Source organism: Salmonella sp. 741265073_HBA (genome assembly GCF_046569105.1).
In the GTDB taxonomy this organism is placed as follows: domain Bacteria; phylum Pseudomonadota; class Gammaproteobacteria; order Enterobacterales; family Enterobacteriaceae; genus Salmonella; species Salmonella enterica.
Genome location: NZ_JBKFRY010000020.1, coordinates 13244 through 40227 on the forward strand (window position 1 = coordinate 13244; position 26984 = coordinate 40227).

Genomic DNA, 26984 nt, shown 5'->3' on the forward strand with positions numbered 1-26984 from the left:
GACCCATCCTGAAGGGTGTGGTGAAACTTTAATTATTGGCATGGCCGTTTTATCGTTAGCATGTGCGGATATTAACAAATTTGCTGCCAGTGATCTGATACGCTTTATTGATGTTTTCGGGCGACGGACCCGTTATTATTCAAATAACGTTGTTCTGGATGCCAACAGAAATAAAAGGGTAAGTTTTGTCTCAATATTTTCTTTATGTGATATCGATATTTATGAACGGGATCACAAATCGACTTTTCTCATGCTGTAGTCGTTTCGCCAGAGTGGGCGCTTTTACGCTATGGCTGGCGGCGATGTTCGGTTCTTGCCAGGCGTACAGCCGCGAGCTGGTGATGGCAACGACCTTTTCACCCAGCGCGACCGCCTGGATTATCCAGCGCTGGCAGACGGAGCCGGGTTCCGTCATGATTCGTACGCTCAACCGTACCAGCGGTTCTTTAGAGCAATTACTTGATACGGCGAATGCGGAAAATGTCGATCTGATCCTGACGTCATCCCCCATGCTGTTGCAACACCTTCAGGAGCACCAAAAGCTGGCGCTATTGGATAGCGCGCCTGCCGCCAGCCAGAAGCTGGTGCCGCGTTCTATCCGCTCAACTTCAGTGGCAGTAGCGGTATCCGGATTTGGGCTATTGATCAATCGTTCAGCGCTCGCTGCGCGCCATCTTCCGCCGCCTGCCGACTGGCAGGATATGGGCCTGCCCAGTTACCAGGGCGCTCTATTAATGAGCAGTCCGTCACGCTCAGACACGAATCATTTGATGGTAGAGTCGCTGTTGCAGCAAAAAGGCTGGACGGCAGGATGGGCGACGCTGCTGGCAATCTCGGGTAATTTGGTCACGATTTCCTCTCGCAGTTTCGGCGTAGCGGATAAAATCAAAAGCGGGCTTGGCGTTGCCGGGCCGGTCATTGATAACTATGCTAATTTGCTACTTAACGATCCTAATCTTACTTTTACCTATTTCCCGTATTCTGCGGTGTCGCCCACTTACGTCGCGGTGTTGAAAAACAGCCGTCATGCAGACGAAGCGCGTGCTTTTATTCATTACTTATTAAGTCCGAAAGGGCAAAGGATACTGGCTGACGCGAATACCGGTAAGTATCCCGTCGCACCGCTTAGCGCCGATAATCCTCGCGCCGCGCAACAACAGCGTTTGATGGCCCAGCCGCCGTTGAACTATCGTCTGATCCTGAAGCGTCAGCAACTGGTACAACGCATGTTTGATACCGCGATCAGTTTTCGTCTTGCGCAGCTTAAAGATGCATGGCGAGCGTTGCACAGCGCAGAAACGCGGCTTAAACGCCCCTTACCTGAAATCAGAGCCTTATTGACCAGCGTCCCGGTGGATGCGGCAAGCAGCGAAGATGAAACCTGGCTGGCGCAGTTTGATAATAAAAGCTTTGCCGAACAAAAAATGATGGAGTGGCAGATCTGGTTTCTGAACAATCAGCGGCTGGCGATTCACAAGCTGGAAGAGCTGAAATGAAGGGGAGATTATTGCAACGGCTTCGTCAGCTCAGTATCAGCAACAGTTTACGGGGTGCATTTTTAACGGGCGCATTACTGACGCTGATTGTCAGTATGGTCAGCCTTTATTCCTGGCATGAGCAAAGTTCACAGGTTCGCTATTCGCTTGATGAATATTTTCCTCGCATCCACTCCGCTTTTTTAATTGAGGGGAACCTGAATCTGGCCGTGGATCAACTCAATGAATTTTTGCTGGCGCCGAACACGACGGTACGTTTGCAGTTACGTACGCAGATTATTCAGCATCTGGATAAGATTGAGCGTCTCAGTCAGGGGCTTCAGCTTGCTGAGCGCCGGCAACTGGCCGTCATTTTACAGGATAGCCGGACCTTGCTGGCGGAGCTGGACAACGCCCTCTACAACATGTTTTTGGTGCGGGAGAAAGTCAGCGAGCTTTCCGCTCGCATTGACTGGCTCCATGATGATTTCACCACGGAGCTAAATTCGCTGGTACAGGATTTTACCTGGCAGCAGGGGACGCTACTCGATCAAATTGAGGCGAATCAGGGCGACGCGGCGCAGTACTTGCAACGTTCGCGCGAAGTGCAGAACGAGCAGCAGCAGGTATATACCCTGGCGCGAATTGAAAATCAGATTGTTGACGACCTGCGCGACAGATTGAATGAGCTAAAGTCCGGCAATAATGACGGGATGCTGGTGGAGACCCATATTCGCTATCTGGAAAACCTAAAAAAAACGGCGGATGAGAATATTCGTGCGCTGGATGACTGGCCCAGCACGATCACGCTGCGGCAAACCATCGACGAACTATTGGAAATCGGGATGGTAAAAAATAAGATGCCCGATACCATGCGCGATTATGTTGCGGCGCAAAAAGCCTTACTGGACGCCAGCCGCGCCAGAGAGGCTACGCTAGGGCGCTTTCGCACGCTGCTTGAGGCGCAGTTAGGTAGTAGTCACCAGCAAATGCAGACGTTCAATCAACGCCTGGAACAGATTGTCCGCGTTAGCGGTGGGCTTATTTTAGTGGCAACGCTCCTGGCGTTGCTGCTGGCCTGGGGACTCAACCACTATTTTATCCGTTCCCGGCTGGTAAAGCGTTTTACCGCGCTTAATCAGGCTGTGGTACAGATAGGGCTGGGGAGAACCGACTCGACTATCCCGGTTTACGGGCGCGATGAGCTAGGACGGATAGCCCGTTTGCTACGTCATACGCTGGGCCAGCTCAATATGCAACGCAGGCAGCTTGAACAAGAGGTCGCCGAGCGCAAAGAGATAGAAGCCGACCTGCGCGCCATGCAGGATGAGTTGATTCAGACGGCGAAACTGGCGGTAGTCGGCCAGACCATGACCACGCTGGCGCATGAAATTAACCAGCCGCTGAATGCGCTTTCAATGTATTTATTTACGGCGGGACGCGCGATTGAACAAGGTCAGAGCGGACAGGCGAGAAATACGCTCACCAAAGCGGAAGGGCTCATTAACCGGATTGACGCCATTATCCGTTCGCTGCGGCAGTTTACCCGCCGGGCGGAGCTGGAAACGCCATTGTATCCCGTTGATCTGCGCCAAACCTTTGTGGCGGCATGGGAGTTATTAGCCATGCGCCACCAATCCCGGCAGGGAGCGCTTTCACTGCCAACCGACACCGTATGGGTTAGCGGCGATGAAGTGCGTATTCAGCAGGTTCTGGTGAATGTGCTGGCGAATGCGCTTGACGCCTGTTCGCATGATGCGGCGATCGCGGTGACGTGGCAGACGCAGGGAGAGGCGCTGGAGGTTTATATTGCAGATAACGGCCCTGGCTGGCCTGTGGCGCTGTTGCCCTCTTTACTCAAGCCGTTTACCACCAGTAAAGCTGTCGGGTTGGGTATTGGGCTGTCGATTAGCGTGTCGCTGATGGCGCAAATGAAGGGCGACCTGCGTCTGGCGTCGACGCTGACGCGTAACGCTTGCGTGGTGCTGCAATTCTCGGTAACGGATGTCGATGATGTTGAATGATGAATGTTCTATTTTGCTGATTGATGATGACGTTGATGTACTTGACGCCTACACCCAAATGCTTGAGCAGGCAGGCTACCGCGTGCGTGGCTTTACCCATCCTTTCGAGGCCAAAGAGTGGGTAAAAGCGGATTGGGAGGGGATCGTTTTGAGCGATGTATGTATGCCGGGGTGTTCCGGTATCGATCTTATGACGCTGTTTCATCAGGATGACGATCAACTGCCAATCTTATTGATTACCGGACATGGCGATGTACCGATGGCGGTTGATGCGGTGAAAAAGGGTGCCTGGGATTTTCTGCAAAAACCCGTCGATCCGGGCAAGCTGTTGATATTAATTGAAGACGCGCTACGCCAGCGCCGGTCGGTCATTGCACGGCGGCAATATTGCCAGCAGACGTTACAGGTTGAACTGATTGGGCGCAGCGAGTGGATGAATCAGTTTCGACAACGGTTACAACAACTGGCGGAAACGGACATTGCCGTATGGTTTTACGGTGAGCATGGCACTGGACGTATGACTGGCGCCCGTTATCTCCATCAACTGGGGCGTAACGCGAAAGGGCCGTTTGTACGCTATGAACTCACGCCGGAGAATGCCGGGCAGTTGGAGACATTCATCGACCAGGCGCAAGGAGGCACGCTGGTGTTGAGTCATCCCGAATATCTGACACGCGAACAGCAGCACCATCTGGCGCGTTTACAAAGCCTGGAGCATCGGCCTTTTCGTTTGGTGGGCGTTGGCAGCGCTTCGCTGGTGGAGCAGGCGGCAGCTAACCAGATTGCGGCCGAGCTTTACTACTGTTTCGCCATGACCCAAATCGCCTGCCAGTCTCTTTCTCAGCGACCGGATGATATCGAGCCGTTATTTCGCCATTATCTTCGAAAAGCCTGCCTGCGGCTCAATCATCCAGTGCCGGAAATTGCGGGGGAATTACTGAAAGGAATAATGCGACGCGCCTGGCCAAGCAATGTGCGTGAACTGGCTAATGCGGCGGAGCTTTTCGCTGTTGGCGTGCTGCCGCTGGCGGAAACGGTCAACCCGCAGTTGCTTCTGCAGGAACCGACTCCGCTTGACCGGCGCGTTGAAGAGTATGAGCGACAAATTATTACCGAAGCATTAAATATTCATCAGGGACGAATTAATGAAGTGGCGGAGTACCTGCAAATTCCCCGTAAAAAACTTTATCTGCGCATGAAAAAATATGGTCTAAGTAAAGAGCATTATAAATTCTGATATTACAGTTACTTTCAATCTGGCTGACAACAACAGCAACGATGTCGTTAGCCAGATAACGTCACATCACCGTAATGGTAAATCATTCCATCATGATTATAGATTGCTTATTATTCACCTGAGCATCAAATTCTATTTCTTAACTTCAATATAAGGTAAAAATGCGTCAAGTTCTCTGGCGTAATAAATGTACTCTTGTCCGACGATTTGACAAGATGAAAACTTCATCACCTCTCCAGATTACATCTGAATATGAGGACAAGAGAAATGAAAAAACATGCTATTGCAGTAATGATGATCGCCGTATTTTCTGAGTCGGTTTATGCGGAGTCTACCTTATTTATTCCGGACGTCTCTCCTGATAGCGTCACGACATCCCTTTCTGTGGGGGTGTTAAATGGTAAATCCAGGGAGCTGGTTTATGATACCGACACCGGGCGGAAGCTGAGTCAACTGGACTGGAAAATAAAAAATGTCGCCACGTTGCAGGGGGATTTATCATGGGAACCCTATTCGTTCATGACGCTGGACGCCCGCGGCTGGACGTCTTTGGCGTCGGGATCGGGTCATATGGTTGACCATGACTGGATGAGCAGTGAGCAGCCAGGCTGGACCGATCGTTCAATTCATCCGGACACCAGCGCCAACTATGCTAATGAATACGATTTGAACGTGAAAGGTTGGTTATTGCAGGGCGATAACTACAAGGCGGGCGTAACAGCGGGCTATCAGGAAACCCGTTTTAGCTGGACGGCAAGAGGCGGGTCTTATATTTATGATAATGGTCGGTATATTGGTAACTTTCCTCATGGCGTGCGCGGCATAGGTTATAGCCAGCGTTTCGAAATGCCCTATATCGGGCTGGCGGGTGATTATCGTATTAATGACTTTGAGTGTAATGTACTGTTAAAATACAGCGACTGGGTAAATGCGCATGATAATGACGAACACTACATGCGCAAACTTACCTTCCGTGAAAAAACGGAAAATTCACGATATTATGGCGCTTCTATTGACGCCGGATATTATATTACCAGTAATGCAAAAATCTTTGCTGAGTTCGCTTACAGTAAATATGAAGAAGGTAAGGGCGGTACGCAAATCATAGATAAAACCAGCGGTGATACGGCGTATTTTGGTGGCGATGCCGCAGGTATAGCTAATAATAACTATACGGTTACCGCGGGGTTGCAGTATCGCTTCTAGACCACATCGGGATGTCATCGGTCATAACCGGCCGATGACGACTTTTTGCTGAACGTATGGCATGTCCGGTGATATTGTGTTTACCTCATATAGATCTGGCGGGTTTGGCGTTAAGAGGTGGCAAGGAACAGTAGAGGGGGACCTCATCCAGATGTTATAAACTTCAATTCAGAAAGTTACTTTCCATATACTCTTTGTGGGACTGCTTCAACCTTTGGGCAGATATCGGAAATGAAAAAGATAGACCAGGCGACTATTCGCTATCAGAATATCCGGTACACCAACTACCAACTACCAACTACCAACAAATCATTTAGTCGATGGTCTCGTTGCCATTGGTTCATAGAGTGTTGGTCTTGGTATGGATGGCTGGGGAAGTTATGTATCGAACATTCTTATGCAAGATTGCGCAGGGTCTGGTGATCTATGGTACACATATGGGAAGGCATTCACATATATTTCTGTAATCGATACTAAAACTTTAACACTAACTAATTGTTTGTAGAAAGTGGTTGCATTATTAATGGTTTGAGACTCATTGACATAAAACAAACACCATCTGGTAATCTGTCAGACCCCGCATCCTTAATAGTTAACTATAAAGATTGTATGGTAGTTGAGATGTCGTTAGTCCTAATATCGTGTCAGATAAATTTATAAAAGATTACTCATGTTTTGTGTCACATGCAAAAATAATTCGGCTTCGTTAAGGTCTTTAGGGGAAATACCTAATGGATAATTAGTTAGATTAACGTTAACAACACTTTGAACGTGTAATGAATATGGGGGTAAAATATAAGTATTGGGAGATTGTAATTAAAAATTATGTAATTGTCTGATTATTATATATTCACTCCAGCAAAGGAGAAAGGCAATTATGGACGAAAAGAAAATCACAGCTCTTGCGGCTGAACTGGCTAAAGGTCTTAAAACTGAAGCCGACCTCAGTCAGTTTTCCCATATGCTGACGACATTAACCGTCGAAACGGCGCTCAATGCTGAGCTGGCTGACCATCTCGGGCATGAGAAAAATGCTCCTAAAACGAGCTCAAACTCCCACAATGGCTACTCATTAAAAACGGTGCTGTATGATGGCGGCGAGATAGTGCTGAACATGCTGCGTGACCGTGAAAATACCTTTGAACTGCAGCTGATTAAGGAGCATCAGACGCGTATTACGAGATGGACAGTCAGATTTATCCCTTTATGCCAAAGGCATGACATGACTACCCGCGAAATCATCGCCACCTTCAAAGAGATGTACAACGCTGATGTGTCGCCCATGCTGATACTTAAGATCACCGCCGCAGTAAAAGAGTTGGTCAAAGGGGCGTCAAAAAATGGAGTATGCCGATCCAGGAGTGGTCGCTGGCAATGAGTCGCTTTATTATCGAGTTCGGTGACCGCCTGAGCGATCACCGTTAATATAGTGGCAGTTACACAGTATGACTGGCAGGTTCTATATTGGATTTATATGTAATAGTAACAGCCTATCTATTTGATTATTTTATTTCCGATTTTATTAAAAAGGAAATCAGAACCAGGCTTTGTTAAATGTCCCCAATCAACGGCAGTGATAAAATCAGGACCATTACCAACTCTTGTAAGACATCCACTTTCGTTACATAATGCTTTGTATGCTGATATATATTCAATTCCCATTTTTGGAACATTGTTACTAAAGTAAGAGTCCCACTCGCTTATTTCACTATTTAATCCATATGTCATATACAATGGTGGGTTTTTTTTAAACTCACTCAGGTAGTTAGATATTATTTTAACTAAATTTGCATTCCATTCCGGGACTGGTCCAATGAAAATAATCCTTGAGTCAGGGGATGCCTCTTTAATTTTTTTAATGGTTAATGATAACGTATCAATTGCTAACTTTTTATCATGTACTCCATTTGTTCCTCGAATTGACCATGTCAGCAGAACCACCTCAGGCTGAACACGTTTAATTTCATTAATTCTATTATTGTTTAGAGTGATGACACTTCTCTGTAAATCATCTTTACCGTCAACAAATAGAGGAGGAGCGTTACCATCTGTCATTTGGCTTATTATATAATCAGAACCTTTATTATCTATATAATGAGAAAGTCCATTGAAAAGAGCCGCCGCATAAGAATCACCAATGATAAATATATTATGCTTGCCATTTTTTATACATCCATTGGATATGGCAGCAGTAAGTTGTACTGAGTGGCATATTCCTCCACGGAGTAGTTCTCCATATTTATAATAATTGTACACGTCAGTAACAGAAGCATATTCACCTGCTGATTTATTGATTTCCCTGTCTTTAACTCCATTTATATGAAAAATAAATGCGCCAATTAAACCTGTCCCAAATACTGATAATGCTAATAATATTGCTGTGATATATTTATTTCTGGCATTTCTCAGTGGTTTTTCAATTAAATAATAAGTTAATATCGCCAAAAAGAACGATGATAATAAAAGAAGAATTAATTCATGGTAGTCTGGTGAACCAGCAAATATTGAACGATAGAATGAATAAATAGGCCAATGCCACAAATAAAGAGGATAGCTAATAAGACCAAAGAAAACAACAGGCCTAACACTAAGCAATTTCGACACAACTAAATCATTACCATTAGATGCTATTATAAGAGAGGCGCCAAGTACTGGGATTATTGCTATATATCCAGGAAATGACATCTTTTCATCTATCATGGTTATTGATAATGCGATTAGTATAATTCCTAACAGGGACATTAATTTTGATAACGAAGTGTTTATTCCTATAAATCTCAATGTGGATATAATCGCTCCAGCCATTAACTCCCAAAATCTTGATGCGGGAGAGTAGTAATTAGCTCCGCCATCAGATGCCATTGTAAAAATGCTAATCGCATAGCTAATTATAAATATAGTTGCGCATGATAATACTATGTTTCTGTTATGGTTTTTGCTTCTAAAGCATAGCAATATAACTACTGGCCATATTATATAAAATTGCTCTTCAATTCCCAGTGACCACAAATGTAGTAAAGGTTTAAGGTATGACTTTGAATCAAAATAGCCAGACTCACTCCAAAGAGTAAAGTTTGATATAAAGAATGAGCCGCTAAAAACATGCTTACCAAGTAATTTGTAATCATCCTGGAATAAATAAACCCAACCAACAATAAGACATGATACAAGAACTATGGATAATGCTGGAAATATTCTAAGCACTCTCCTTTTATAGAAATCAAGGTATGAAAATGATTTGTTTGATGCAGATTTTAATATTATTGATGTTATAAGGTATCCAGATATCACAAAGAATATATCTACTCCAACAAACCCACCCGGCAATAATGATGGGAAATAATGGAATATTACCACAGATAAAACCGCTATTGCGCGTAATCCATCTATATCAGGTCTGTATTTTAAGTGTTCCAACTTAAATTACCTCAATTTAAAAAAAGATTAATAAAATGGTTGTGCATCTTGCATCATTCCCGAAGTTTCGTGTAAACGAAAACGGAATGACGAGTGGATCAGATACGGCTATTATTTTAATTATTGACTCTGTCACATCTTTACTTCCGTCATTAATAAAAATAATCTCAACTTTATATTTTTCAAGTTCATTAAACTCATGTACCGTTCTATAGAAAATCGGTATCGTGTCTTCTTCGTTAAAAACTAGGACGACAAGAGAGATTTTCATTTTTATCCCTGAAGATAATGAATCTGGAATAGATAAAGCCGCATACCAGGCTAATTGCCGAGAAAGTGATGAGGGTAACCAATGGTGGCAAAGAACATTGGTCAGCCATCCATCCAACAACAGCGCTCAGTGCTCCCATGAATCCCATATACATCATGTAGCGAATTGCAGTAGTGCTGGCATTAAAGGTGAAGCGCGCATTAGCATAGAAGCTGAACGATACAGCGATAACAAAATCGGAAAAGTTCGTCAGCGCCTGATGCGTATGCATCCCATACATACAGAAAGCAAATACTCTCCAATGAATGAGCATGTTAAGAACACCGATCGATGTGTACTTAGCGAATAACTTCAACATTATGAAAATTATCAGATTCAGAAAGGTCTGGAGTGTAGCACTACAAATTGGTTTGATCGATATAAGCGATCAATAATTGTATTTTTAATAGCTTTAAACTATTGAGTTTTAATATATTGATCGATGTTATCGATCAATTGGTATTGCTGATTGCCAAGCGTCTTGGAATAAAAACGGGACATGTAAAGCTTTGCATCGTCTTACAAGGCTTTGCATTTTTTTTCAGGGAGAGGTACTTGAAAGGGTGGAAGTGCTGGGGGGAGGGGGAGCGTTAAAAATTCTGTATAATTTTAGTAACATAAAATAAAAAAGAATGGCACATATCCCATCCCTTCGATTTCGACAAAGCACTTAAAGCCCTTCAGGTCCGGCCAGGCATTAACGGGCAAAGATGGCATCTTAACGCCATTAATCAAGTATTTAACCGAGTCTACCCTGTCTGCTGAACTTGATTCCCATCTGGCTCAGGATGTTGAGGCAAACCGTAAAAATGGTTCCGGCAAAAAGCCATTAAAGCCCCAACAGGCAGTTTTGAACTGGCAACTCCGCGCAATCGTAACGGCACTTTTGAGCCATAACTGGTGAAGAAGCTTCAGACCCCCTGTACGACGAGATCGAGCGCAATATCATTCGACTGTTTGCGCTGGAGATGAGTTATCAGGACATCGGTCGGGAGAGTGAAGATCTTTATGCCTTCAGCGTTTCAACCGCCACCGTCAGTGCAGTACCGATAAAGTCATCCCTGAACTAAAACAGTGGCAACAGCGCCCGCTGGAGAAGGTTTATCCCGTCGTCTGGCTGGACGCTATTCATTATAAAAACCGTGAGGATGGCCGTTATCAGAGCAAGGCGGTTTATACCGTTCTGGCACTGAATCTGGAAGGCAAAAAAGAAGTTCTGGGCCTATATCTGTCGGAAAGTGAAGGTGCTAACTTTTGGTTAAGTTCTAACAGCGAGAGGGTACTTTAAAGGGATGCTTTTCGTTATGTTTATAGGCACTATTCGCTGGAAATCATAAGACATCAAAAACGCTGCAACGCCTTGTGTGGTGTGGGTTTGCTGAGATTTGTGAGAGGTGGGTAAAAGAGGTCATGGTGTCCCCTGCAGGAATCGAACCTGCAACTAGCCCTTAGGAGGGGCTCGTTATATCCATTTAACTAAGGGGACAACGCGGCGCCAGTATAGCGTTTTTTATTCGCCGGAGTAAGTGTAGCGCCGCCTGACTGGTTAAACCGTCGCCACTCAGCGCTGTTTTTCCGCTTTTTTCCGCTCCCGTTCCAGGCGTTCGCCGCGTAGCCTCGCTTCTTCCTTACGCTTATTGCTCATATCGTTGCGGATCTGCGCGTGGCTCATCAATGCGAAAATAAAAGTGCCGCCGCAGATATTTCCGGCAAGTGTGGGAAGGGCGAAGGGCCAGAGAAAGTCGCTCCAGGGCAGCGTGCCGTTGAAAACCAAATACAAAATTTCAACGGAACCGACGACAATATGGGTGGTATCGCCCAGCGCGATAAGCCAGGTCATCAAAATAATGACCACAATCTTTGCCCCGCCTGCTGCAGGAAACATCCATACCATTGTGGCGATGATCCAGCCAGAGATAATCGCGTTGGCAAACATCTCCGTTGGGCTATTTTTCATGACCTCCATACCAATTTTGACAAAGGCGTCGCGGGTCTCTTCATCAAATATAGGCATATATTCAAATGCCCACGCCGCAACCCCGGTGCCAATAAGGTTGCCCAATAAGACTACGCCCCATAAGCGCATCAGCAGGCCAACGTTACTCAGAGTGGGATTTTGCATTACCGGCAATACGGCGGTAACGGTATTTTCAGTAAATAATTGCTGGCGGGCCATGATGACAATGATAAAACCAAAGGTATAGCCGAGATTTTCCAGTAAAAAGCCGCCGGGAACGCCTTCAAGCTGCACGTGGAAAATCCCTTTCGCCAGGAGTGATGCCCCCATAGAAAGTCCTGCGGCAATGGCTGACCAGAGCAAAGCCATCGCATCGCGTTCCATCTCTTTTTCACCATCCTGGCGAATATGTTCATGAATCGCCATGGCGCGGGAAGGAAGACGATCTTCATCCACCTCAATCTCTTTACCGCTTTGTTTTTCTTCGCTTTCAACTTCCAGGTCACTGCTGTGCCGGTTAATTTTATCGTCGTTAAGGCTATCCATGATGATCCCTGCTGATTAACACATATTAATAAAGCGTAGCGGTTTTTCATTTACCCAGGCCGGGGCATTCTCCGAAAAAATAAAAATGATCACGCTCGTTTTTATCTGTTTCGTTAGAATAGGGCCGTCACGTTGTTGCGTTACCAGGCTATGCTCAGAGCAATGAGATCGCGCATATAGACATCGTTTGACGTGCTGTTAAAATCGCTCACACCTAAACAGGCGGATACGGTAGCGTTCCGTCATGGATGGCAATCAGCGATAGCCATAATTCACAGGGAGACATCTATGAAGCTTCGCCTGTCGGCGCTGGCGCTGGGAACCACACTGCTGGTCGGGTGTGCGAGTTCCGGTACAGAACAGCAGGGGCGTTCAGACCCATTTGAAGGGTTTAACCGCACCATGTACAACTTCAACTTTAATGTGCTGGACCCGTATGTTGTTCGGCCGGTCGCGGTCGCCTGGCGTGATTATGTTCCACAGCCTGCGCGTAACGGTTTAAGTAATTTCACTGGCAACCTCGAAGAACCGGCGATCATGGTGAACTATTTCCTGCAGGGCGATCCTTATCAGGGTATGGTGCATTTCACCCGTTTCTTCCTGAATACCTTATTAGGGATGGGCGGCTTTATTGACGTCGCGGGAATGGCGAATCCTAAGCTGCAGCGCGTTGAACCGCATCGCTTTGGCAGTACGCTGGGCCATTATGGCGTGGGGTATGGGCCTTATATGCAACTTCCGTTCTACGGCAGCTTCACGCTGCGTGAAGATGGCGGGGATATGGCGGATACCTTGTATCCGGTGCTTTCGTGGTTGACCTGGCCAATGTCCATAGGAAAATGGACTATCGAAGGGATAGAAACCCGCGCGCAGTTGCTGGACTCCGATGGTTTGCTGCGCCAGTCTTCCGATCCTTATATTATGGTGCGCGAGGCGTACTTCCAGCGTCATGACTTTATCGCCAATGGCGGAAAACTCAAGCCGCAGGAAAACCCGAACGCGCAGGCGATTCAGGACGAACTCAAAGAGATCGACTCGGAATAAACGGCAGTAAATAAAAAGGTGAGCGCAATGCTCACCTTTTTGATCCGTTTCAGAAAGAGATTAGAACGCGTAGTTAAAGTTAGTACCGAACAGCCAGGCTTTCCCTTCAGATTCAAACTGATAAGGCCCTTCATTAATTTTCACGCTCTGACCATGCATATAAGAGACGCCAACATCGACAGACGCATCTTTATTAAAGGCGTAAGTCGTACCGGCGCTCAGCCAGAAACGGTCCTGGTCCGGAATAGAGATAGAACGGTTTTGCGCTGGTACCGGGCTGTCATCGAAGGCGATACCGGTACGGAACGTCCAGTTGTCATCGTAGTAATAGGTGGTACCCAACGCAATGCGGTAAGCGTCTTTAAAGCCTTCATGCTTCTCAAAGAGCGTATCGCCGGCGGTCGATTTTGCCTTCAATTCCTGGAACTGACTCCAGCTGGTATAGGCCAGGCTATAGTGGATGGCCCACTGTGGCGCCACACGGTTATAACCGGACACTTCCCACATTTCCGGCAGATTCAGCGTCAGGTAGCCTGACTGCGTCGCGCCGCCGGTTGCCGTTGGGATAGGCAGATTAAATTGGTTTATAGCGATGGGAAGATCGCTACTGTAGTTGCCTTTAAAGTCAATTTTGACTTCCGAGCGGTAGGTCAGCGCGTAGCGGTTATTTTTATCCAGTTCATAAAGGATCCCGGCATTCCAGCCAAAGCCCCACTGATTACCGTTCAGGTGGGCAATCTTGGTATCGCTGGGAATCCGACCCGCGACCGGCGCCAGCGCCGGATTCTGTGCCGCGACCAACTGGCCTAAATCGCCCGCAAAACGTTCGATTTTCGCGCGCGCGTATACCGCATCAAAGCCGAGGCCGAAGCTCCAGGCCTCATTTAAGCGATAAGCGCCGCTTAAATTCAGGTTCATGGTTTCAAGATCGGTCGTACCGCCAACCGAGCCGCCGGCGTATGTGTCGTTAAACTCTGTCGCCAGACCATAGTTAGAGGTAATAGAAGCTCCCCAGCCAAACTGATCGTTAATCGGGGCGACAAAATGGACGTTCGGCACCCAGGCCGTCGGCGCGATGTTATCCGCATCTAACGTCCGACGAGATGGCGATGTCCCGCTAATATTAACATCAGGATCAATATAAACCGCGCCCGCTGAAAACGTCGGGCGGTCAAACATAGTAATTAACGCCGGGTTGCGGCTAACGTTACCCGCATCATCTGCGATTGCGCCTTCACCCGAATAGGCCCGGCCAAGGCCAGAGGAAGAAAATTCGTTTAACTGAAAGCCTGCAGACCAGGCTTGGGTGGAGATGATTGCCACTGCGACTGCGAGAGCAGACTTTGTAAACAGGGTTTTCTGGCTCATGACCATAACCTCATTGATTATTTTTATACAAACTATGTTACATGCTGTAACAGGAGCGCGAAGTGTAGGGTCTGCGGTACGACTTAGAAATCAGACCAGTGGCGAGAGTATAGGTCTGACCAGCTAGAATGTTGCAAGTATGTTTATAAGTTTTTTCAATTGTGATCTTAGAAACGAGATCTGGCTGGCAAAATCGGCGGGCTTAACGGTCTCCCGATCGCGCGATTTTTGTTTTAGATCATTTTTAAGTGTGATTTCGGTCACTTAACGCGTTTCCCACCATTAACGACTGGAGAGGCGAATGCCGGGAGCGTAAAATATCCCCATCGTTTATCTGGCACCCTGGGTGCAAATACAGAGGAAATCTACAATGAGTAAATGCAGTGCTGATGAAACCCCGGTTTGCTGCTGTATGGACGTTGGAACCATCATGGACAACTCCGATTGCACCGCGTCATACAGCCGCGTATTCGCTACCCGCGCAGAGGCTGAAGAGACGCTAGCGGCGTTAACCGAAAAAGCGCGTAGCGTGGAGTCTGAACCTTGCCAAATTACGCCAACCTTTACCGAGGAATCCGAAGGCGTTCGTCTGGATATTGATTTTGTTTTCGCCTGCGAAGCAGAAACGCTGATCTTCCAGCTCGGCCTGCGTTAATCCGTTCATTCACGACGCCTCCGTCATCATCTGGCGGAGGCGTTTTCTTTTTTTGTCGCTTCCCTTCACTGTGCCTTAGCTCCCACTTTCTTTTCTCTCTGCTTGGCTAAATGTAAAAAATTGGTTAAGACTGTGATCAGGTCAGACCACTAATTTATTTTTTTACAGGGGAGTACTATGCGTCAGGCTTTACCGTTGGTCACCCGCCAGGGCGATCGCATTGCTATTGTCAGTGGGTTACGAACCCCCTTCGCTCGTCAGGCCACTGCATTTCATGGTATTCCCGCTGTTGATCTCGGCAAGATGGTGGTAGGCGAGCTGCTGGCGCGCAGTGAAATTCCAGCTGATGCCATTGAGCAACTGGTTTTTGGTCAGGTAGTACAAATGCCGGAAGCGCCCAACATTGCGCGCGAAATTGTGCTGGGTACGGGGATGAATGTTCATACCGATGCCTATAGCGTAAGCCGCGCCTGCGCCACCAGTTTTCAGGCGGTAGCGAATGTGGCGGAAAGCCTGATGGCCGGCGCGATACGCGCCGGTATCGCTGGCGGCGCGGATTCGTCGTCGGTACTGCCAATAGGCGTGAGTAAAGCCCTGGCGCGGGTACTGGTTGATGTCAATAAAGCCCGGACGACCCGCCAACGGCTGACGCTTTTTTCTCGTCTGCGCTTACGCGACCTGCTGCCCGTTCCTCCCGCCGTTGCTGAGTATTCCACCGGTCTGCGCATGGGCGATACCGCCGAACAGATGGCGAAAACGTATGGTATTACGCGTGAACAGCAGGACGCTCTGGCGCATCGTTCACATCAGCGCGCCGCGCAGGCATGGGCGGATGGCAAACTGGCGGAAGAAGTGATGACGACCTATGTGCCGCCGTATAAAAACCCCTTTGCAGAAGACAACAACATTCGCGGCACCTCCACGCTGGCGGACTACGCTAAACTGCGTCCCGCTTTTGACAGAAAACATGGCTCCGTGACCGCCGCCAATAGTACACCGCTGACCGACGGCGCTGCCGCCGTTATTCTGATGACCGAATCCCGCGCTAAAGAGCTGGGGCTGCACCCGCTTGGTTATCTGCGCAGCTACGCCTTTACCGCTATTGATGTCTGGCAGGACATGCTATTGGGGCCGGCCTGGTCAACGCCGCTGGCGCTGGAGCGGGCCGGGTTGACGATGGCCGATCTGACGCTTTTTGACATGCATGAAGCGTTTGCCGCTCAGACTCTGGCGAACTTACAACTGCTGGGCAGCGAACGATTTGCCCGTGAGGTGCTTGGTCGTGCGCAGGCGACAGGGGAGGTGGATGACGCTAAATTCAACGTGCTCGGCGGCTCAATCGCCTACGGGCATCCTTTTGCCGCAACGGGCGCGCGGATGATAACCCAAACGTTGCACGAATTACGGCGTCGGGGCGGAGGTTTTGGCCTGGTCACGGCCTGCGCGGCTGGCGGTCTTGGCGCGGCGATGGTTCTGGAGGCGGAATAATGACTACCACATCAGCTTTTATGCTTAACGTGCGTCTGGATAATGTCGCGGTTGTCGCTATTGATGTCCCTGGAGAAAAGGTGAACACCCTGAAAGCGGAGTTTGCCGCGCAGGTACGCGCCATCCTGAAGCAAATCCGGGAAAATAAAGCGTTGCAGGGCGTTGTTTTTATCTCAGCCAAAGCAGATAACTTTATTGCTGGCGCTGATATCAACATGATAGGCCACTGCCAAAACGCGCAGGAAGCGGAAACGCTGGCGCGTCAGGGGCAACAACTGATGGCGGAGATCCAGGCGTTGCCTGTTCCGGTTATCGCTGCCATTCACGGCGCCTGCCTGGGGGGCGGTCTTGAAATGGCGCTGGCCTGCCATCGGCGTATCTGTACCGACGACGTTAAAACCGTTCTCGGACTGCCGGAGGTACAGTTAGGGCTTTTACCGGGATCGGGCGGAACGCAGCGACTTCCACGGCTGGTGGGGGTCAGTACCGCGCTGGATATGATCCTGACAGGTAAACAGCTTCGCGCCAGACAGGCGCTTAAAGCCGGGCTGGTTGATGATGTGGTGCCGCAAACCATTTTACTGGAAGCGGCTGTCGAGCTGGCTAAAAAAGAACGTCTGGCGCAGCGGACATTACCGGTCCGGGAACGTATCCTGGCGGGGCCGTTGGGACGCGCGCTGTTATTTCGCCTGGTGCGTAAAAAGACGGCGCAAAAAACGCAGGGTAATTATCCGGCGACGGAGCGGATCATTGATGTGATTGAAACTGGACTGGCGCAGGGCAGCAGTAGCGGCTATGACGCGGAAGCGCGCGCTTTCGGCGAGCTGGCGATGACGCCTCAATCGCAGGCGCTGCGCGCTGTTTTTTTTGCCAGTACCGAGGTGAAAAAAGATCCCGGTAGCGATGCGCCGCCCGGCCCGCTGAACAGCATGGGCATCTTAGGCGGCGGGTTAATGGGCGGCGGTATCGCCTGGGTTACGGCCTGTAAAGGCGGATTGCCAGTACGAATTAAGGATATAAATACTCAGGGGATCAATCATGCTCTGAAGTACAGCTGGGATCTGCTTGAAACAAAAGTACGCCGCCGCCATATCAAAGCCAGCGAACGCGATAAACAATTGGCGTTGATATCAGGTTCGACAGATTATCGTGGTTTCAGTCATCGTGATCTGGTCATTGAAGCGGTGTTTGAAGATCTGCCGTTAAAACAACAGATGGTGGCGGAAGTGGAACAAAATTGCGCTGCTCACACCATTTTTGCCTCCAATACTTCTTCCCTGCCGATTGGCGATATTGCGGCGAATGCGGCCAGACCGGAACAGGTGATTGGATTGCACTTTTTTAGCCCGGTCGAGAAAATGCCGCTGGTTGAGGTCATTCCTCACGCGTCTACTTCCGCGCAGACCATCGCCACGACCGTTAAGCTGGCGAAAAAACAGGGTAAAACCCCGATAGTCGTCAGCGATAAAGCCGGGTTTTATGTTAACCGAATTCTTGCGCCATATATCAATGAGGCGATTCGGATGCTGACTGAAGGCGAACGTGTCGAACATATTGACGCCGCCCTGGTAAAATTTGGTTTTCCGGTGGGGCCAATCCAACTTTTGGATGAGGTAGGAATCGACACGGGCACTAAAATTATTCCTGTGCTTGAGGCGGCGTATGGAGAACGTTTTAGCGCGCCTGCAAATGTTGTCGCTTCAATTTTGAATGACGATCGCAAAGGTAGAAAAAATGGTCGCGGTTTCTATCTTTATGGCGAAAAAGGGCGTAAAAGCAAAAAACAGGTTGACCCTGCTATTTATAAGCTTATTGGCGTGCAAGGGCAGAGTCGACTATCTGCGCAGCAGGTGGCAGAGCGCTGTGTCATGTTAATGCTTAACGAAGCGGCGCGCTGTTTCGACGAAAAAGTGATTCGCAGCGCGCGCGATGGCGATATCGGCGCCGTGTTTGGTATCGGTTTTCCGCCGTTCCTCGGTGGCCCGTTCCGCTATATGGATGCTCTCGGGCCGGGTGAAATGGTGGCGACATTACAGCGCCTGGCCGCACTTTACGGTCCTCGTTACGCGCCTTGTGAACAATTAGTGCGCATGGCGGAGCGCAGGGAGCATTTCTGGACGAATGGGGAAACTGACCAGGGAAATTGAGGTCAAAGAGAATATGAATCCGCACTGAATGCTTCCTTAATGGCGAAATAATAATCAAGGATTGACTATACTTACGCCATTGAGGTAAAAAACAGCGTTTCATTCGGTGAATGGATAAGGCACAATGCCGGCCACCGCATTTTTGCCGCAGCCAATAGGGGCATGTGGTAAGCGTGTTGGTGAAACTGGTTAACAAAAGCGGTGCAATATGCAAGTTTTTATCATGCGTCACGGCGACGCAGCCCTCGATGCCGCCAGTGATTCGGTTCGTCCCTTGACCCCTTGTGGGTGTGACGAGTCTCGCCTGATGGCGAACTGGCTGAAAGGTCAAAAAGTGGATATCGAACGTGTTCTGGTGAGTCCGTTTCTTCGGGCCGAACAGACGTTAGATGTGGTCGGCGATTGTATGAATCTGCCGGCTCAGGTGGATGTCCTGCCGGAGCTAACGCCCTGTGGCGATGTCGGTCTGGTCAGCGCCTACCTCCAGGCGCTGGCCAATGAAGAGATCGGATCGGTGCTGGTGATCTCTCACTTACCTCTGGTCGGATACCTGGTATCTGAGCTTTGTCCGGGCGAAACGCCGCCGATGTTCACGACGTCCGCAATTGCCAACGTTACGCTTGATGTAAGCGGCAAGGGGACATTCAACTGGCAAATGAGTCCCTGCAATCTGAAAATGGCGAAAGCGATTTAATCTTTGCTGCCTGATGGCGCTTCGCTTATCAGGCCTACGACAGCGCTGGCTGTTCGTAGGCTGGATAAGCCGCTTGCGCCGCCATCCGGCAATTCCGCATCAGGGTAATTCGGGCGGTTGCCACTCTTCCACTTCAATCAACACCAGCAGCGCGGCGTCGCCGCCGTACTCTTTTGGTGCCTGATGAAAGGCCATCACATGCGGATGCTGCGCCAGCCATAACGGCGTTTGCTGTTTCAGAATATGTTTACCGTGTCCATGCATGACGCAGGCGCAAAAAATATGTTCCCGACGGCAGGCGGCAATTAGCGCTCCCAATTCCTGCTTGGCCTGAAGCTGCGTTAAGCCGTGTAAATCCAGAAACAGTTCTGGCGAATAGTCGCCGCGGCGCATTTTTTTTAGCTCGAAATGGCTGACATCTTCACGGACATACTTTACCGGCCCTTCCGTATTGAGCAGCGGCTGGAACTCATCAGAAAAATAGTGGCTGGCGTCCGCCTGTTCCTGAATTAACCTTCGGGTAGGGACTTCCGTGATTTTCTTGCGCAGTGGCCGATGGACGATAGTATCCTGTTTAATCTTTCGGGTGCCGACCATCAGCTGACGGAACAGCGCCAGGTCCTCCTCGCTGAGCGATGTTTTCTTTTTCATTCGTGGGTCTCGTCTGATCTTTTGCCTTAGTTTACCCGACCCGGAGGATATCCGAACGGTCAAAACGGATTTTTCGTATTCTCCCGCCGCGTCAATGCTGATTTATCCCTGTCTTCGTGGCAAACTAGCCGCCGAATTTAATGCGAGCATGCCCTGGAGGAATACGTGGATAAAATTTTCGTCGATGAAGCAGTAAGTGAACTGCATACCATTCAGGACATGTTGCGCTGGGCGGTAAGCCGCTTTAGCGCGGCGAATATCTGGTATGGACACGGTACCGATAACCCGTGGGATGAAGCGGTACAACTGGTGTTGCCGTCTCTTTATCTGCCGCTGGATATTCCGGAAGATATGCGAACCGCGCGGCTGACGTCCAGCGAAAAACACCGCATTGTCGAGCGAGTGATTCGTCGCATTAACGAACGTATCCCGGTCGCCTACCTGACCAATAAAGCCTGGTTCTGCGGCCACGAATTTTATGTCGATGAGCGCGTGCTGGTGCCGCGTTCGCCCATTGGCGAGCTGATTAATAACCACTTCGCCGGCCTTATTAGCCAACAGCCGAAATATATTCTGGATATGTGTACCGGTAGCGGCTGCATCGCCATCGCCTGTGCTTATGCTTTCCCGGACGCAGAGGTTGATGCGGTCGATATTTCGCCGGATGCGCTGGCTGTCGCCGAGCATAACATTGAAGAACACGGTCTTATCCATCACGTGACGCCAATCCGTTCCGATCTGTTCCGCGATCTGCCGAAAGTTCAGTACGATCTGATTGTCACTAACCCGCCTTATGTCGATGCGGAGGATATGTCCGATCTGCCGAACGAATATCGCCACGAACCTGAGCTGGGGCTGGCGTCCGGCACTGACGGCCTCAAATTGACCCGCCGTATCCTGGGGAATGCGCCGGATTATCTGTCCGATGACGGCGTTCTGATTTGTGAAGTCGGAAACAGCATGGTACATCTGATGGAGCAGTATCCGGATGTGCCGTTCACCTGGCTGGAGTTTGACAACGGCGGCGATGGCGTCTTTATGTTGACCAAAGCGCAGTTGCTCGCGGCCCGTGAACATTTCAATATTTATAAAGATTAAAACACGCAAACGACAACAACGATAACGGAGCCGTGATGGCAGGAAACACAATTGGACAACTCTTTCGCGTAACCACTTTCGGCGAATCACACGGGCTGGCGCTTGGGTGTATCGTCGATGGCGTGCCGCCCGGCATCCCGTTGACGGAGGCCGATCTGCAGCACGATCTCGACAGACGCCGCCCCGGCACCTCGCGCTATACTACCCAGCGCCGCGAACCGGACCAGGTAAAAATTCTCTCCGGCGTGTTTGATGGCGTGACGACCGGCACCAGCATTGGCCTGCTGATTGAAAACACCGATCAGCGCTCGCAGGACTACAGCGCGATTAAAGATGTTTTTCGTCCGGGACACGCGGATTACACCTATGAGCAGAAATACGGCCTGCGCGATTACCGTGGCGGTGGACGTTCTTCCGCGCGTGAAACCGCGATGCGCGTAGCGGCAGGGGCGATTGCCAAGAAATACCTGGCGGAAAAGTTCGGTATCGAAATCCGCGGCTGCCTGACCCAGATGGGTGACATTCCGCTGGAGATTAAAGACTGGCGTCAGGTTGAGCTTAATCCGTTCTTTTGTCCCGATGCAGACAAACTTGACGCGCTGGACGAACTGATGCGCGCGCTGAAAAAAGAGGGCGACTCCATCGGCGCGAAAGTGACGGTGATGGCGAGCGGCGTGCCGGCAGGGCTTGGCGAACCGGTATTTGACCGACTGGATGCGGACATTGCCCATGCGCTGATGAGCATCAATGCGGTGAAAGGCGTGGAGATAGGCGAAGGATTTAACGTGGTGGCGCTGCGCGGCAGCCAGAATCGCGATGAAATCACGGCGCAGGGTTTTCAGAGCAACCACGCTGGCGGCATCCTCGGTGGCATCAGTAGCGGGCAACACATTGTGGCGCATATGGCGCTGAAACCTACCTCCAGCATTACCGTGCCGGGACGTACGATCAACCGGATGGGCGAAGAAGTCGAGATGATCACCAAAGGGCGCCACGATCCGTGTGTGGGGATTCGCGCAGTGCCGATCGCAGAAGCCATGCTGGCGATCGTGCTGATGGATCACCTGCTGCGCCATCGGGCACAGAATGCGGATGTAAAGACAGAGATTCCACGCTGGTAAGAAATGAAAAAAACCGCGATTGCGCTGCTGGCATGGTTTGTCAGTAGCGCCAGCCTGGCGGCGACGCCGTGGCAGAAAATAACTCATCCTGTCCCCGGCGCCGCCCAGTCTATCGGTAGCTTTGCCAACGGATGCATCATTGGCGCCGACACGTTGCCGGTACAGTCCGATAATTATCAGGTGATGCGCACCGATCAGCGCCGTTATTTCGGCCACCCGGATCTGGTCATGTTTATCCAGCGGTTGAGTCATCAGGCGCAGCAACGGGGGCTCGGAACCGTCCTGATAGGCGACATGGGGATGCCTGCCGGAGGCCGCTTTAATGGCGGACACGCCAGTCATCAGACCGGGCTTGATGTGGATATTTTCTTGCAGTTGCCGAAAACGCGCTGGAGCCAGGCGCAGCTATTGCGCCCGCAGGCGTTAGATCTGGTGTCCCGCGACGGTAAACATGTCGTGCCGTCGCGCTGGTCGTCGGATATCGCCAGTCTGATCAAACTGGCGGCACAAGACAATGACGTCACCCGTATTTTCGTCAATCCGGCTATTAAACAACAGCTTTGCCTCGATGCCGGAAACGATCGTGACTGGCTACGTAAAGTACGCCCCTGGTTCCAGCATCGCGCGCATATGCACGTGCGTTTACGCTGCCCTGCCGACAGCCTGGAGTGCGAAGATCAACCTTTACCCCCGCCGGGCGATGGATGCGGCGCTGAACTGCAAAGCTGGTTCGAACCGCCAAAACCTGGCACCACAAAGCCTGAGAAGAAGACACCGCCGCCGCTGCCGCCTTCCTGCCAGGCGCTACTGGATGAGCATGTACTCTGATGGACAATTTTTATGATCTGTTTATGGTCTCCCCGCTGCTGCTGGTGGTGCTGTTTTTTGTCGCCGTACTGGCAGGATTTATCGATTCTATCGCCGGGGGCGGAGGGCTGCTCACTATCCCTGCGCTGATGGCCGCCGGGATGTCGCCGGCAAACGCGCTGGCGACCAATAAATTACAGGCGTGCGGCGGCTCCCTCTCGTCTTCGCTCTATTTTATTCGCCGTAAAGTGGTAAACCTGGCCGAGCAAAAGCTCAATATTCTGATGACGTTCATTGGCTCGATGAGCGGCGCGCTGCTGGTGCAGCACGTGCAGGCGGATATTTTGCGCCAGATCTTGCCCATCCTGGTGATTTTCATCGGCCTCTATTTTTTATTGATGCCGAAGCTGGGCGAGGAAGATCGCCAGCGCCGCCTGTATGGATTACCGTTCGCGCTGATAGCCGGGGGATGCGTCGGGTTTTACGACGGCTTTTTCGGGCCTGCCGCCGGGTCGTTTTACGCTCTGGCGTTTGTCACCTTATGTGGCTATAACCTGGCGAAATCCACGGCACATGCCAAAGTGCTTAACGCTACCTCCAACGTTGGCGGCCTGCTGTTATTTATCATCGGCGGCAAAGTGATCTGGGCGACGGGCTTCGTGATGCTGGTTGGTCAGTTTTTAGGGGCGCGAATGGGGTCGCGTCTGGTGTTGAGCAAAGGCCAAAAGCTTATCAGACCGATGATCGTTATTGTCTCGGCGGTAATGAGCGCCAGGTTACTTTATGATAGCCACGGACAGGAGATCCTCCATTGGTTGGGGATGAATTAATGAACAATACGCACCATTACGAACAGTTAATTGAGATTTTTAACGGCTGCTTTGCCGAAGAATTTAATACCCGTCTGATTAAAGGCGACGACGAACCGATCTATCTTCCTGCTGACGCGCAGGTACCGTACCACCGTATCGTCTTTGCGCATGGGTTTTACGCCAGCGCGCTGCATGAGATTTCTCACTGGTGTATCGCCGGTAAGGCGCGCCGCGAACTGGTTGACTTTGGTTACTGGTACTGCCCGGACGGACGCGACGCGCAGACCCAAAGTCAATTCGAAGACGTTGAGGTGAAGCCACAGGCTTTCGACTGGTTGTTTTGCGTGGCGGCGGGGTATCCCTTTAACGTCAGTTGCGACAATCTGGAAGGCGATATTGAGCCGGATCGCGTGGCGTTTCAGCGCCGGGTTCATGCACAGGTAATGGCGTATCTGGAGCAGGGCATTCCTGAACGTCCGGCCCGCTTCATCAAAGCGCTACAGAATTACTATCACACGCCCGAACTTAAGGCGGAACAGTTCCCGTGGCCGGAAGCGCTTAATTAAAGCCAGCGCCACGTTTACAATGAGGAAAGAAGATGATCGCGGAGTTTGAATCACGCATTCTGGCATTAATTGACGATATGGTAGAGCACGCCAGCGACGATGAGCTTTTTGCCAGTGGATACCTGCGTGGCCACCTGACGTTAGCCATTGCCGAGCTGGAGAGCGGTGATGACCACTCCGTCGAGGCGGTCTATGCCAACGTTAGCCAAAGTCTGGAAAAAGCGATCGGCGCCGGCGAACTGTCGCCGCGCGATCAGGCGTTAGTCAAAGCCATGTGGGACAATTTGTTCGACAAGGCAAAACAATAACGCCGTGGGCCGGAAGGCGACGCTTGCCGCCTTCCGCTATTGACTGGCCCATTACTTCACCGCTTTTCCCTTCAATAACTTTCTCACCCATAACCGATTTGGATTTAACGCCGCCAGCGTACCGGCATCCAGTGGAATCGGCTCGTTACTCATCTGCGCCGCCAGAATTTCTGCGCATAATGGCGCTGAGCACAAACCACGCGATCCCAGCGCGCCGAGCATAAATAAACCCGGATACACAGGCGCAGGCGCCGCCGACGTTTTATTATCGGCTAAATCGGCGTAATGCGTCAGCGTGGCGTGGTAATCCGGGACATTGCCCACCATCGGCAGATGGTCGCGGGTGGCGCAACGCACGCCGCAACGGGCGCTGTTGCCGCTAACGTCAACCTCTGTGGCCCAGTTCGCATCCGGAAAACAGTCAAGCAGACGCTGTCGGTTCTGACGCTGATCTTCTTCGCGCCAGACGGTGCTTTCGTCGCCCCGGTGATAGCTGGCGCCAATACAGTGCTGCTGATTATGCGGATTTTGCGGCGTCAGATAGCCGTCGTAGCATAACACCTGACGCAACGCCGAGAGGGCGGGGGTGGTGGGAATATGACTGACCTGCCCCCCGACGGCATAAACCGGCAGCGGCCGGGTCTGATCAAAACGGTTAATCTGATGGCCGTTCGCCAGGACGACGGTCTCATGGCTGGCGGTTTCACCTGACGTAAAGCGCAGTTGCCAGCGCGACTCCTGCGCAACGAGCGACGTGAGCGTATGGCGAAAGCGCGTTTGTAAACCCTGTTCGGTCGCCAGTGCGATGACTGCGCGAGTTAATTGTTCCGGGCATAGCCAGCCGCCTGCCGGATAGGTAATTCCTCCGCAGCGTGTCGTCACGCCAACCGCCTGTTCCGCCTCTTCGGCATTGAGCGCCGAGGCCAGTTCGGCGGGCAGCGCCAGGGACAGCATCTGGGCAATTTTCTGCTGGCTTTTCTCATCCCATCCGAGCTGCGTCACGCCGCACCAGTCATGATCAAAAGAGACGGGCAGGGCATCATACAGGCGACGGGCAAAGGTGAATGCGGTCGGGAAAAAGCGATTAATGGCGGCGTCATGTTTGCTAAGGAGCGGATAAAGCGCGCCCTGTCGATTACCAGAAGCGCCCTGGGCGGGCTGATCATCTGCGCAATAGAGCGTCACCTGCCAGCCGCGACGCAGTAACGCCAGTGATAACAGCGCGCTGGCTATGCCGCCGCCAATGATTGCCGTTTCACGTTTTTCGCTTCCGCTGCGGTAAAACCAGGGCGCGGAAAGGGTCGGCATGAGGTGTTGTTCCATCACTCCGCAAAGCATCTCGCGTTTACGTCCGAAGCCTTTGCGTTTTTGCATGGTAAAACCGGCTTCCTGTAATCCCCGACGAACGAAACCCGCCGAGGTAAACGTCGCCAGCGTTGCGCCGGGCCGCGCCAGCCGCGCCATCGCGTTAAACAGGTTTGGCGTCCACATATCCGGATTTTTCGCCGGGGCAAAACCGTCGAGGAACCAGGCGTCGACTGTTTGATTCAGCGTGGCGTCCAGTTGGTCGGTCAGTTCATTAATATCGCCAAACCACAAATCCAGCGTCACCCGGCCCCGATCCAGCAATAGGCGGTGGCATCCCGGGAGCGGCAGCGGCCATTGCGCCTGCAGCTGCTCCGCCCAGGGCGCGAGCTCCGGCCAGTGTTGGTGCGCCAGCGCCAGATCGCCGCGCGTTAACGGGAATTTCTCAAAACTGATGAAATGTAACCTTTGCAGCGTCGCCTGTGGATGCTCAGAACGAAAGCCGTCAAACGCCTGCCACAGCGTCAGGAAGTTGAGTCCGGTGCCAAAACCGCTTTCCGCGACTATAAATAATGGATGTGAATGTACGGGAAATCGCTCCGCAAGACGATTGCCGCCAAGAAAAACGTAGCGTGTCTCTTCGAGTCCATTGTCATTAGAAAAATAGACATCATCAAAATCTCGGGAAACAGGTGTACCCTCAGCGTTAAATTCGAGTGTGGCGGGTTGTATGGCGTATTGTTTCACG

At 50.6% G+C, this 26984-nt stretch carries 23 protein-coding genes, 1 tRNA gene and 3 pseudogenes; 19 read left to right on the forward strand and 8 right to left on the reverse strand.

Translation table 11 applies throughout. The features are described from left to right. Window positions 1–302 precede the first annotated feature (302 nt). From pgtC to ACLD3P_RS20225, 7 genes and pseudogenes are all read left to right on the forward strand, one after another. Entirely contained in the window at window positions 303–1496 is a 1194-nt protein-coding gene (gene pgtC / locus ACLD3P_RS20195) for a phosphoglycerate transport regulator PgtC (protein ID WP_000467985.1), read from the forward strand. Continuing rightward, window positions 1493–3499, forward strand: a complete 2007-nt coding sequence (gene pgtB / locus ACLD3P_RS20200; RefSeq protein ID WP_000678493.1) for a two-component system sensor histidine kinase PgtB — start codon at window positions 1493–1495, stop codon at window positions 3497–3499. Before pgtC ends, pgtB begins: the two co-directional genes overlap by 4 nt. Then, window positions 3489–4736 (forward strand): two-component system response regulator PgtA, encoded by a 1248-nt coding sequence (gene pgtA, locus ACLD3P_RS20205; protein WP_000930843.1) that lies wholly within the window; start codon window positions 3489–3491, stop codon window positions 4734–4736. The genes pgtB and pgtA overlap by 11 nt, the downstream gene beginning before the upstream one ends. 267 nt (window positions 4737–5003) lie before the next feature. After that, window positions 5004–5942, forward strand: a complete 939-nt coding sequence (pgtE, locus tag ACLD3P_RS20210) for an omptin family outer membrane protease PgtE (RefSeq protein ID WP_129397602.1) — start codon at window positions 5004–5006, stop codon at window positions 5940–5942. A gap of 194 nt (window positions 5943–6136) precedes the next feature. After that, window positions 6137–6259 carry a tail spike protein gene (locus tag ACLD3P_RS20215; RefSeq protein ID WP_411006726.1) on the forward strand — a complete coding sequence of 41 codons (123 nt, stop codon included), beginning with the start codon at window positions 6137–6139 and terminating at the stop codon, window positions 6257–6259. Window positions 6260–6339: 80 nt separating this feature from the next. Then, window positions 6340–6447, forward strand: a complete 108-nt coding sequence (locus ACLD3P_RS20220) for a hypothetical protein (protein ID WP_139780162.1) — start codon at window positions 6340–6342, stop codon at window positions 6445–6447. 372 nt (window positions 6448–6819) lie between these two features. Then, a pseudogene (locus ACLD3P_RS20225) lies at window positions 6820–7266 on the forward strand (transposase); the annotation flags it as partial. Window positions 7267–7436: 170 nt separating this feature from the next. On the opposite strand, the gene ACLD3P_RS20230 reads toward ACLD3P_RS20225, so the two are convergent. The 3 genes and pseudogenes from ACLD3P_RS20230 to ACLD3P_RS20240 all read right to left on the reverse strand — a co-directional run bounded on the left by ACLD3P_RS20230 (window position 7437) and on the right by ACLD3P_RS20240 (window position 9988). Continuing rightward, the gene (locus ACLD3P_RS20230) at window positions 7437–9359 is read right to left on the reverse strand and encodes an LPS modification acyltransferase (RefSeq protein ID WP_131046832.1); all 1923 of its coding nucleotides are present in this window, start codon (window positions 9357–9359) and stop codon (window positions 7437–7439) included. Window positions 9360–9411: 52 nt separating this feature from the next. Then, a pseudogene (locus tag ACLD3P_RS20235) lies at window positions 9412–9630 on the reverse strand (glycosyltransferase); the annotation flags it as partial. Further along, complete coding sequence (locus ACLD3P_RS20240; protein WP_131046831.1) at window positions 9599–9988, reverse strand: GtrA family protein; 390 nt, start codon at window positions 9986–9988, stop codon at window positions 9599–9601. The gene ACLD3P_RS20240 and the pseudogene ACLD3P_RS20235, both read right to left, overlap by 32 nt. 320 nt (window positions 9989–10308) lie before the next feature. On the opposite strand from ACLD3P_RS20240, the pseudogene ACLD3P_RS20245 reads away from it, so the two are divergent. Then, window positions 10309–10933 (forward strand): annotated as a pseudogene (locus ACLD3P_RS20245) (transposase); the annotation flags it as partial. A gap of 147 nt (window positions 10934–11080) precedes the next feature. On the opposite strand, the gene ACLD3P_RS20250 reads toward ACLD3P_RS20245, so the two are convergent. Together ACLD3P_RS20250 and ACLD3P_RS20255 are read right to left on the reverse strand one after the other, a co-directional pair. Then, window positions 11081–11155, reverse strand: a tRNA-Arg gene (locus ACLD3P_RS20250). A gap of 75 nt (window positions 11156–11230) precedes the next feature. After that, entirely contained in the window at window positions 11231–12172 is a 942-nt protein-coding gene (locus ACLD3P_RS20255; protein WP_000377772.1) for a formate/nitrite transporter family protein, read from the reverse strand. Between the two features lie 288 nt (window positions 12173–12460). Between ACLD3P_RS20255 and mlaA the strand changes: the two genes are divergently transcribed. Next, the gene (gene mlaA / locus ACLD3P_RS20260) at window positions 12461–13216 is read left to right on the forward strand and encodes a phospholipid-binding lipoprotein MlaA (RefSeq protein WP_000776787.1); all 756 of its coding nucleotides are present in this window, start codon (window positions 12461–12463) and stop codon (window positions 13214–13216) included. 60 nt (window positions 13217–13276) lie between these two features. On the opposite strand, the gene fadL is transcribed toward mlaA, so the two are convergent. Continuing rightward, window positions 13277–14584 (reverse strand): long-chain fatty acid transporter FadL, encoded by a 1308-nt coding sequence (gene fadL / locus ACLD3P_RS20265; protein ID WP_001549822.1) that lies wholly within the window; start codon window positions 14582–14584, stop codon window positions 13277–13279. A 370-nt stretch (window positions 14585–14954) separates the two neighbouring features. On the opposite strand from fadL, the gene ACLD3P_RS20270 reads away from it, so the two are divergent. The 4 genes from ACLD3P_RS20270 (at window position 14955) to sixA (ending at window position 19568) form a co-directional block, all read left to right on the forward strand. After that, on the forward strand, window positions 14955–15239 hold the full coding sequence (locus tag ACLD3P_RS20270) for a YfcZ/YiiS family protein (protein ID WP_000030904.1): 285 nt from the start codon (window positions 14955–14957) through the stop codon (window positions 15237–15239). A 177-nt stretch (window positions 15240–15416) separates the two neighbouring features. Continuing rightward, on the forward strand, window positions 15417–16727 hold the full coding sequence (fadI, locus tag ACLD3P_RS20275; RefSeq protein WP_079905582.1) for an acetyl-CoA C-acyltransferase FadI: 1311 nt from the start codon (window positions 15417–15419) through the stop codon (window positions 16725–16727). Continuing rightward, window positions 16727–18874 (forward strand): fatty acid oxidation complex subunit alpha FadJ, encoded by a 2148-nt coding sequence (gene fadJ, locus ACLD3P_RS20280; protein ID WP_131046830.1) that lies wholly within the window; start codon window positions 16727–16729, stop codon window positions 18872–18874. Before fadI ends, fadJ begins: the two co-directional genes overlap by 1 nt. Before the next feature lie 208 nt (window positions 18875–19082). Further along, the gene (gene sixA, locus ACLD3P_RS20285; RefSeq protein WP_001195801.1) at window positions 19083–19568 is read left to right on the forward strand and encodes a phosphohistidine phosphatase SixA; all 486 of its coding nucleotides are present in this window, start codon (window positions 19083–19085) and stop codon (window positions 19566–19568) included. Window positions 19569–19667: 99 nt separating this feature from the next. Here the strand turns inward: sixA and smrB are convergent, their stop codons facing one another. After that, a complete protein-coding gene (gene smrB / locus ACLD3P_RS20290) occupies window positions 19668–20219 on the reverse strand; it encodes an endonuclease SmrB (protein ID WP_097362590.1) in 552 nt (183 codons plus the stop codon). A gap of 165 nt (window positions 20220–20384) precedes the next feature. On the opposite strand from smrB, the gene prmB reads away from it, so the two are divergent. The 6 genes from prmB to ACLD3P_RS20320 are packed head-to-tail and all read left to right on the forward strand — an operon-like array spanning window position 20385 to window position 24931. Continuing rightward, complete coding sequence (gene prmB, locus ACLD3P_RS20295) at window positions 20385–21317, forward strand: 50S ribosomal protein L3 N(5)-glutamine methyltransferase (protein ID WP_001542329.1); 933 nt, start codon at window positions 20385–20387, stop codon at window positions 21315–21317. A 35-nt stretch (window positions 21318–21352) separates the two neighbouring features. Then, on the forward strand, window positions 21353–22438 hold the full coding sequence (gene aroC / locus ACLD3P_RS20300; RefSeq protein ID WP_000918457.1) for a chorismate synthase: 1086 nt from the start codon (window positions 21353–21355) through the stop codon (window positions 22436–22438). Window positions 22439–22441: 3 nt separating this feature from the next. Further along, the gene (mepA, locus tag ACLD3P_RS20305) at window positions 22442–23266 is read left to right on the forward strand and encodes a penicillin-insensitive murein endopeptidase (protein ID WP_000750428.1); all 825 of its coding nucleotides are present in this window, start codon (window positions 22442–22444) and stop codon (window positions 23264–23266) included. Further along, entirely contained in the window at window positions 23266–24075 is an 810-nt protein-coding gene (locus ACLD3P_RS20310) for a sulfite exporter TauE/SafE family protein (RefSeq protein ID WP_000368599.1), read from the forward strand. Before mepA ends, ACLD3P_RS20310 begins: the two co-directional genes overlap by 1 nt. Then, window positions 24075–24623, forward strand: a complete 549-nt coding sequence (locus tag ACLD3P_RS20315) for an elongation factor P hydroxylase (RefSeq protein ID WP_001066345.1) — start codon at window positions 24075–24077, stop codon at window positions 24621–24623. The genes ACLD3P_RS20310 and ACLD3P_RS20315 overlap by 1 nt, the downstream gene beginning before the upstream one ends. A gap of 32 nt (window positions 24624–24655) precedes the next feature. Then, window positions 24656–24931 (forward strand): YfcL family protein, encoded by a 276-nt coding sequence (locus ACLD3P_RS20320; protein WP_000559749.1) that lies wholly within the window; start codon window positions 24656–24658, stop codon window positions 24929–24931. A gap of 51 nt (window positions 24932–24982) precedes the next feature. Here ACLD3P_RS20320 and mnmC read toward each other — a convergent pair whose 3' ends face one another. Further along, a complete protein-coding gene (mnmC, locus tag ACLD3P_RS20325) occupies window positions 24983–26983 on the reverse strand; it encodes a bifunctional tRNA (5-methylaminomethyl-2-thiouridine)(34)-methyltransferase MnmD/FAD-dependent 5-carboxymethylaminomethyl-2-thiouridine(34) oxidoreductase MnmC (protein ID WP_172957617.1) in 2001 nt (666 codons plus the stop codon). Window position 26984 lies beyond the last annotated feature (1 nt).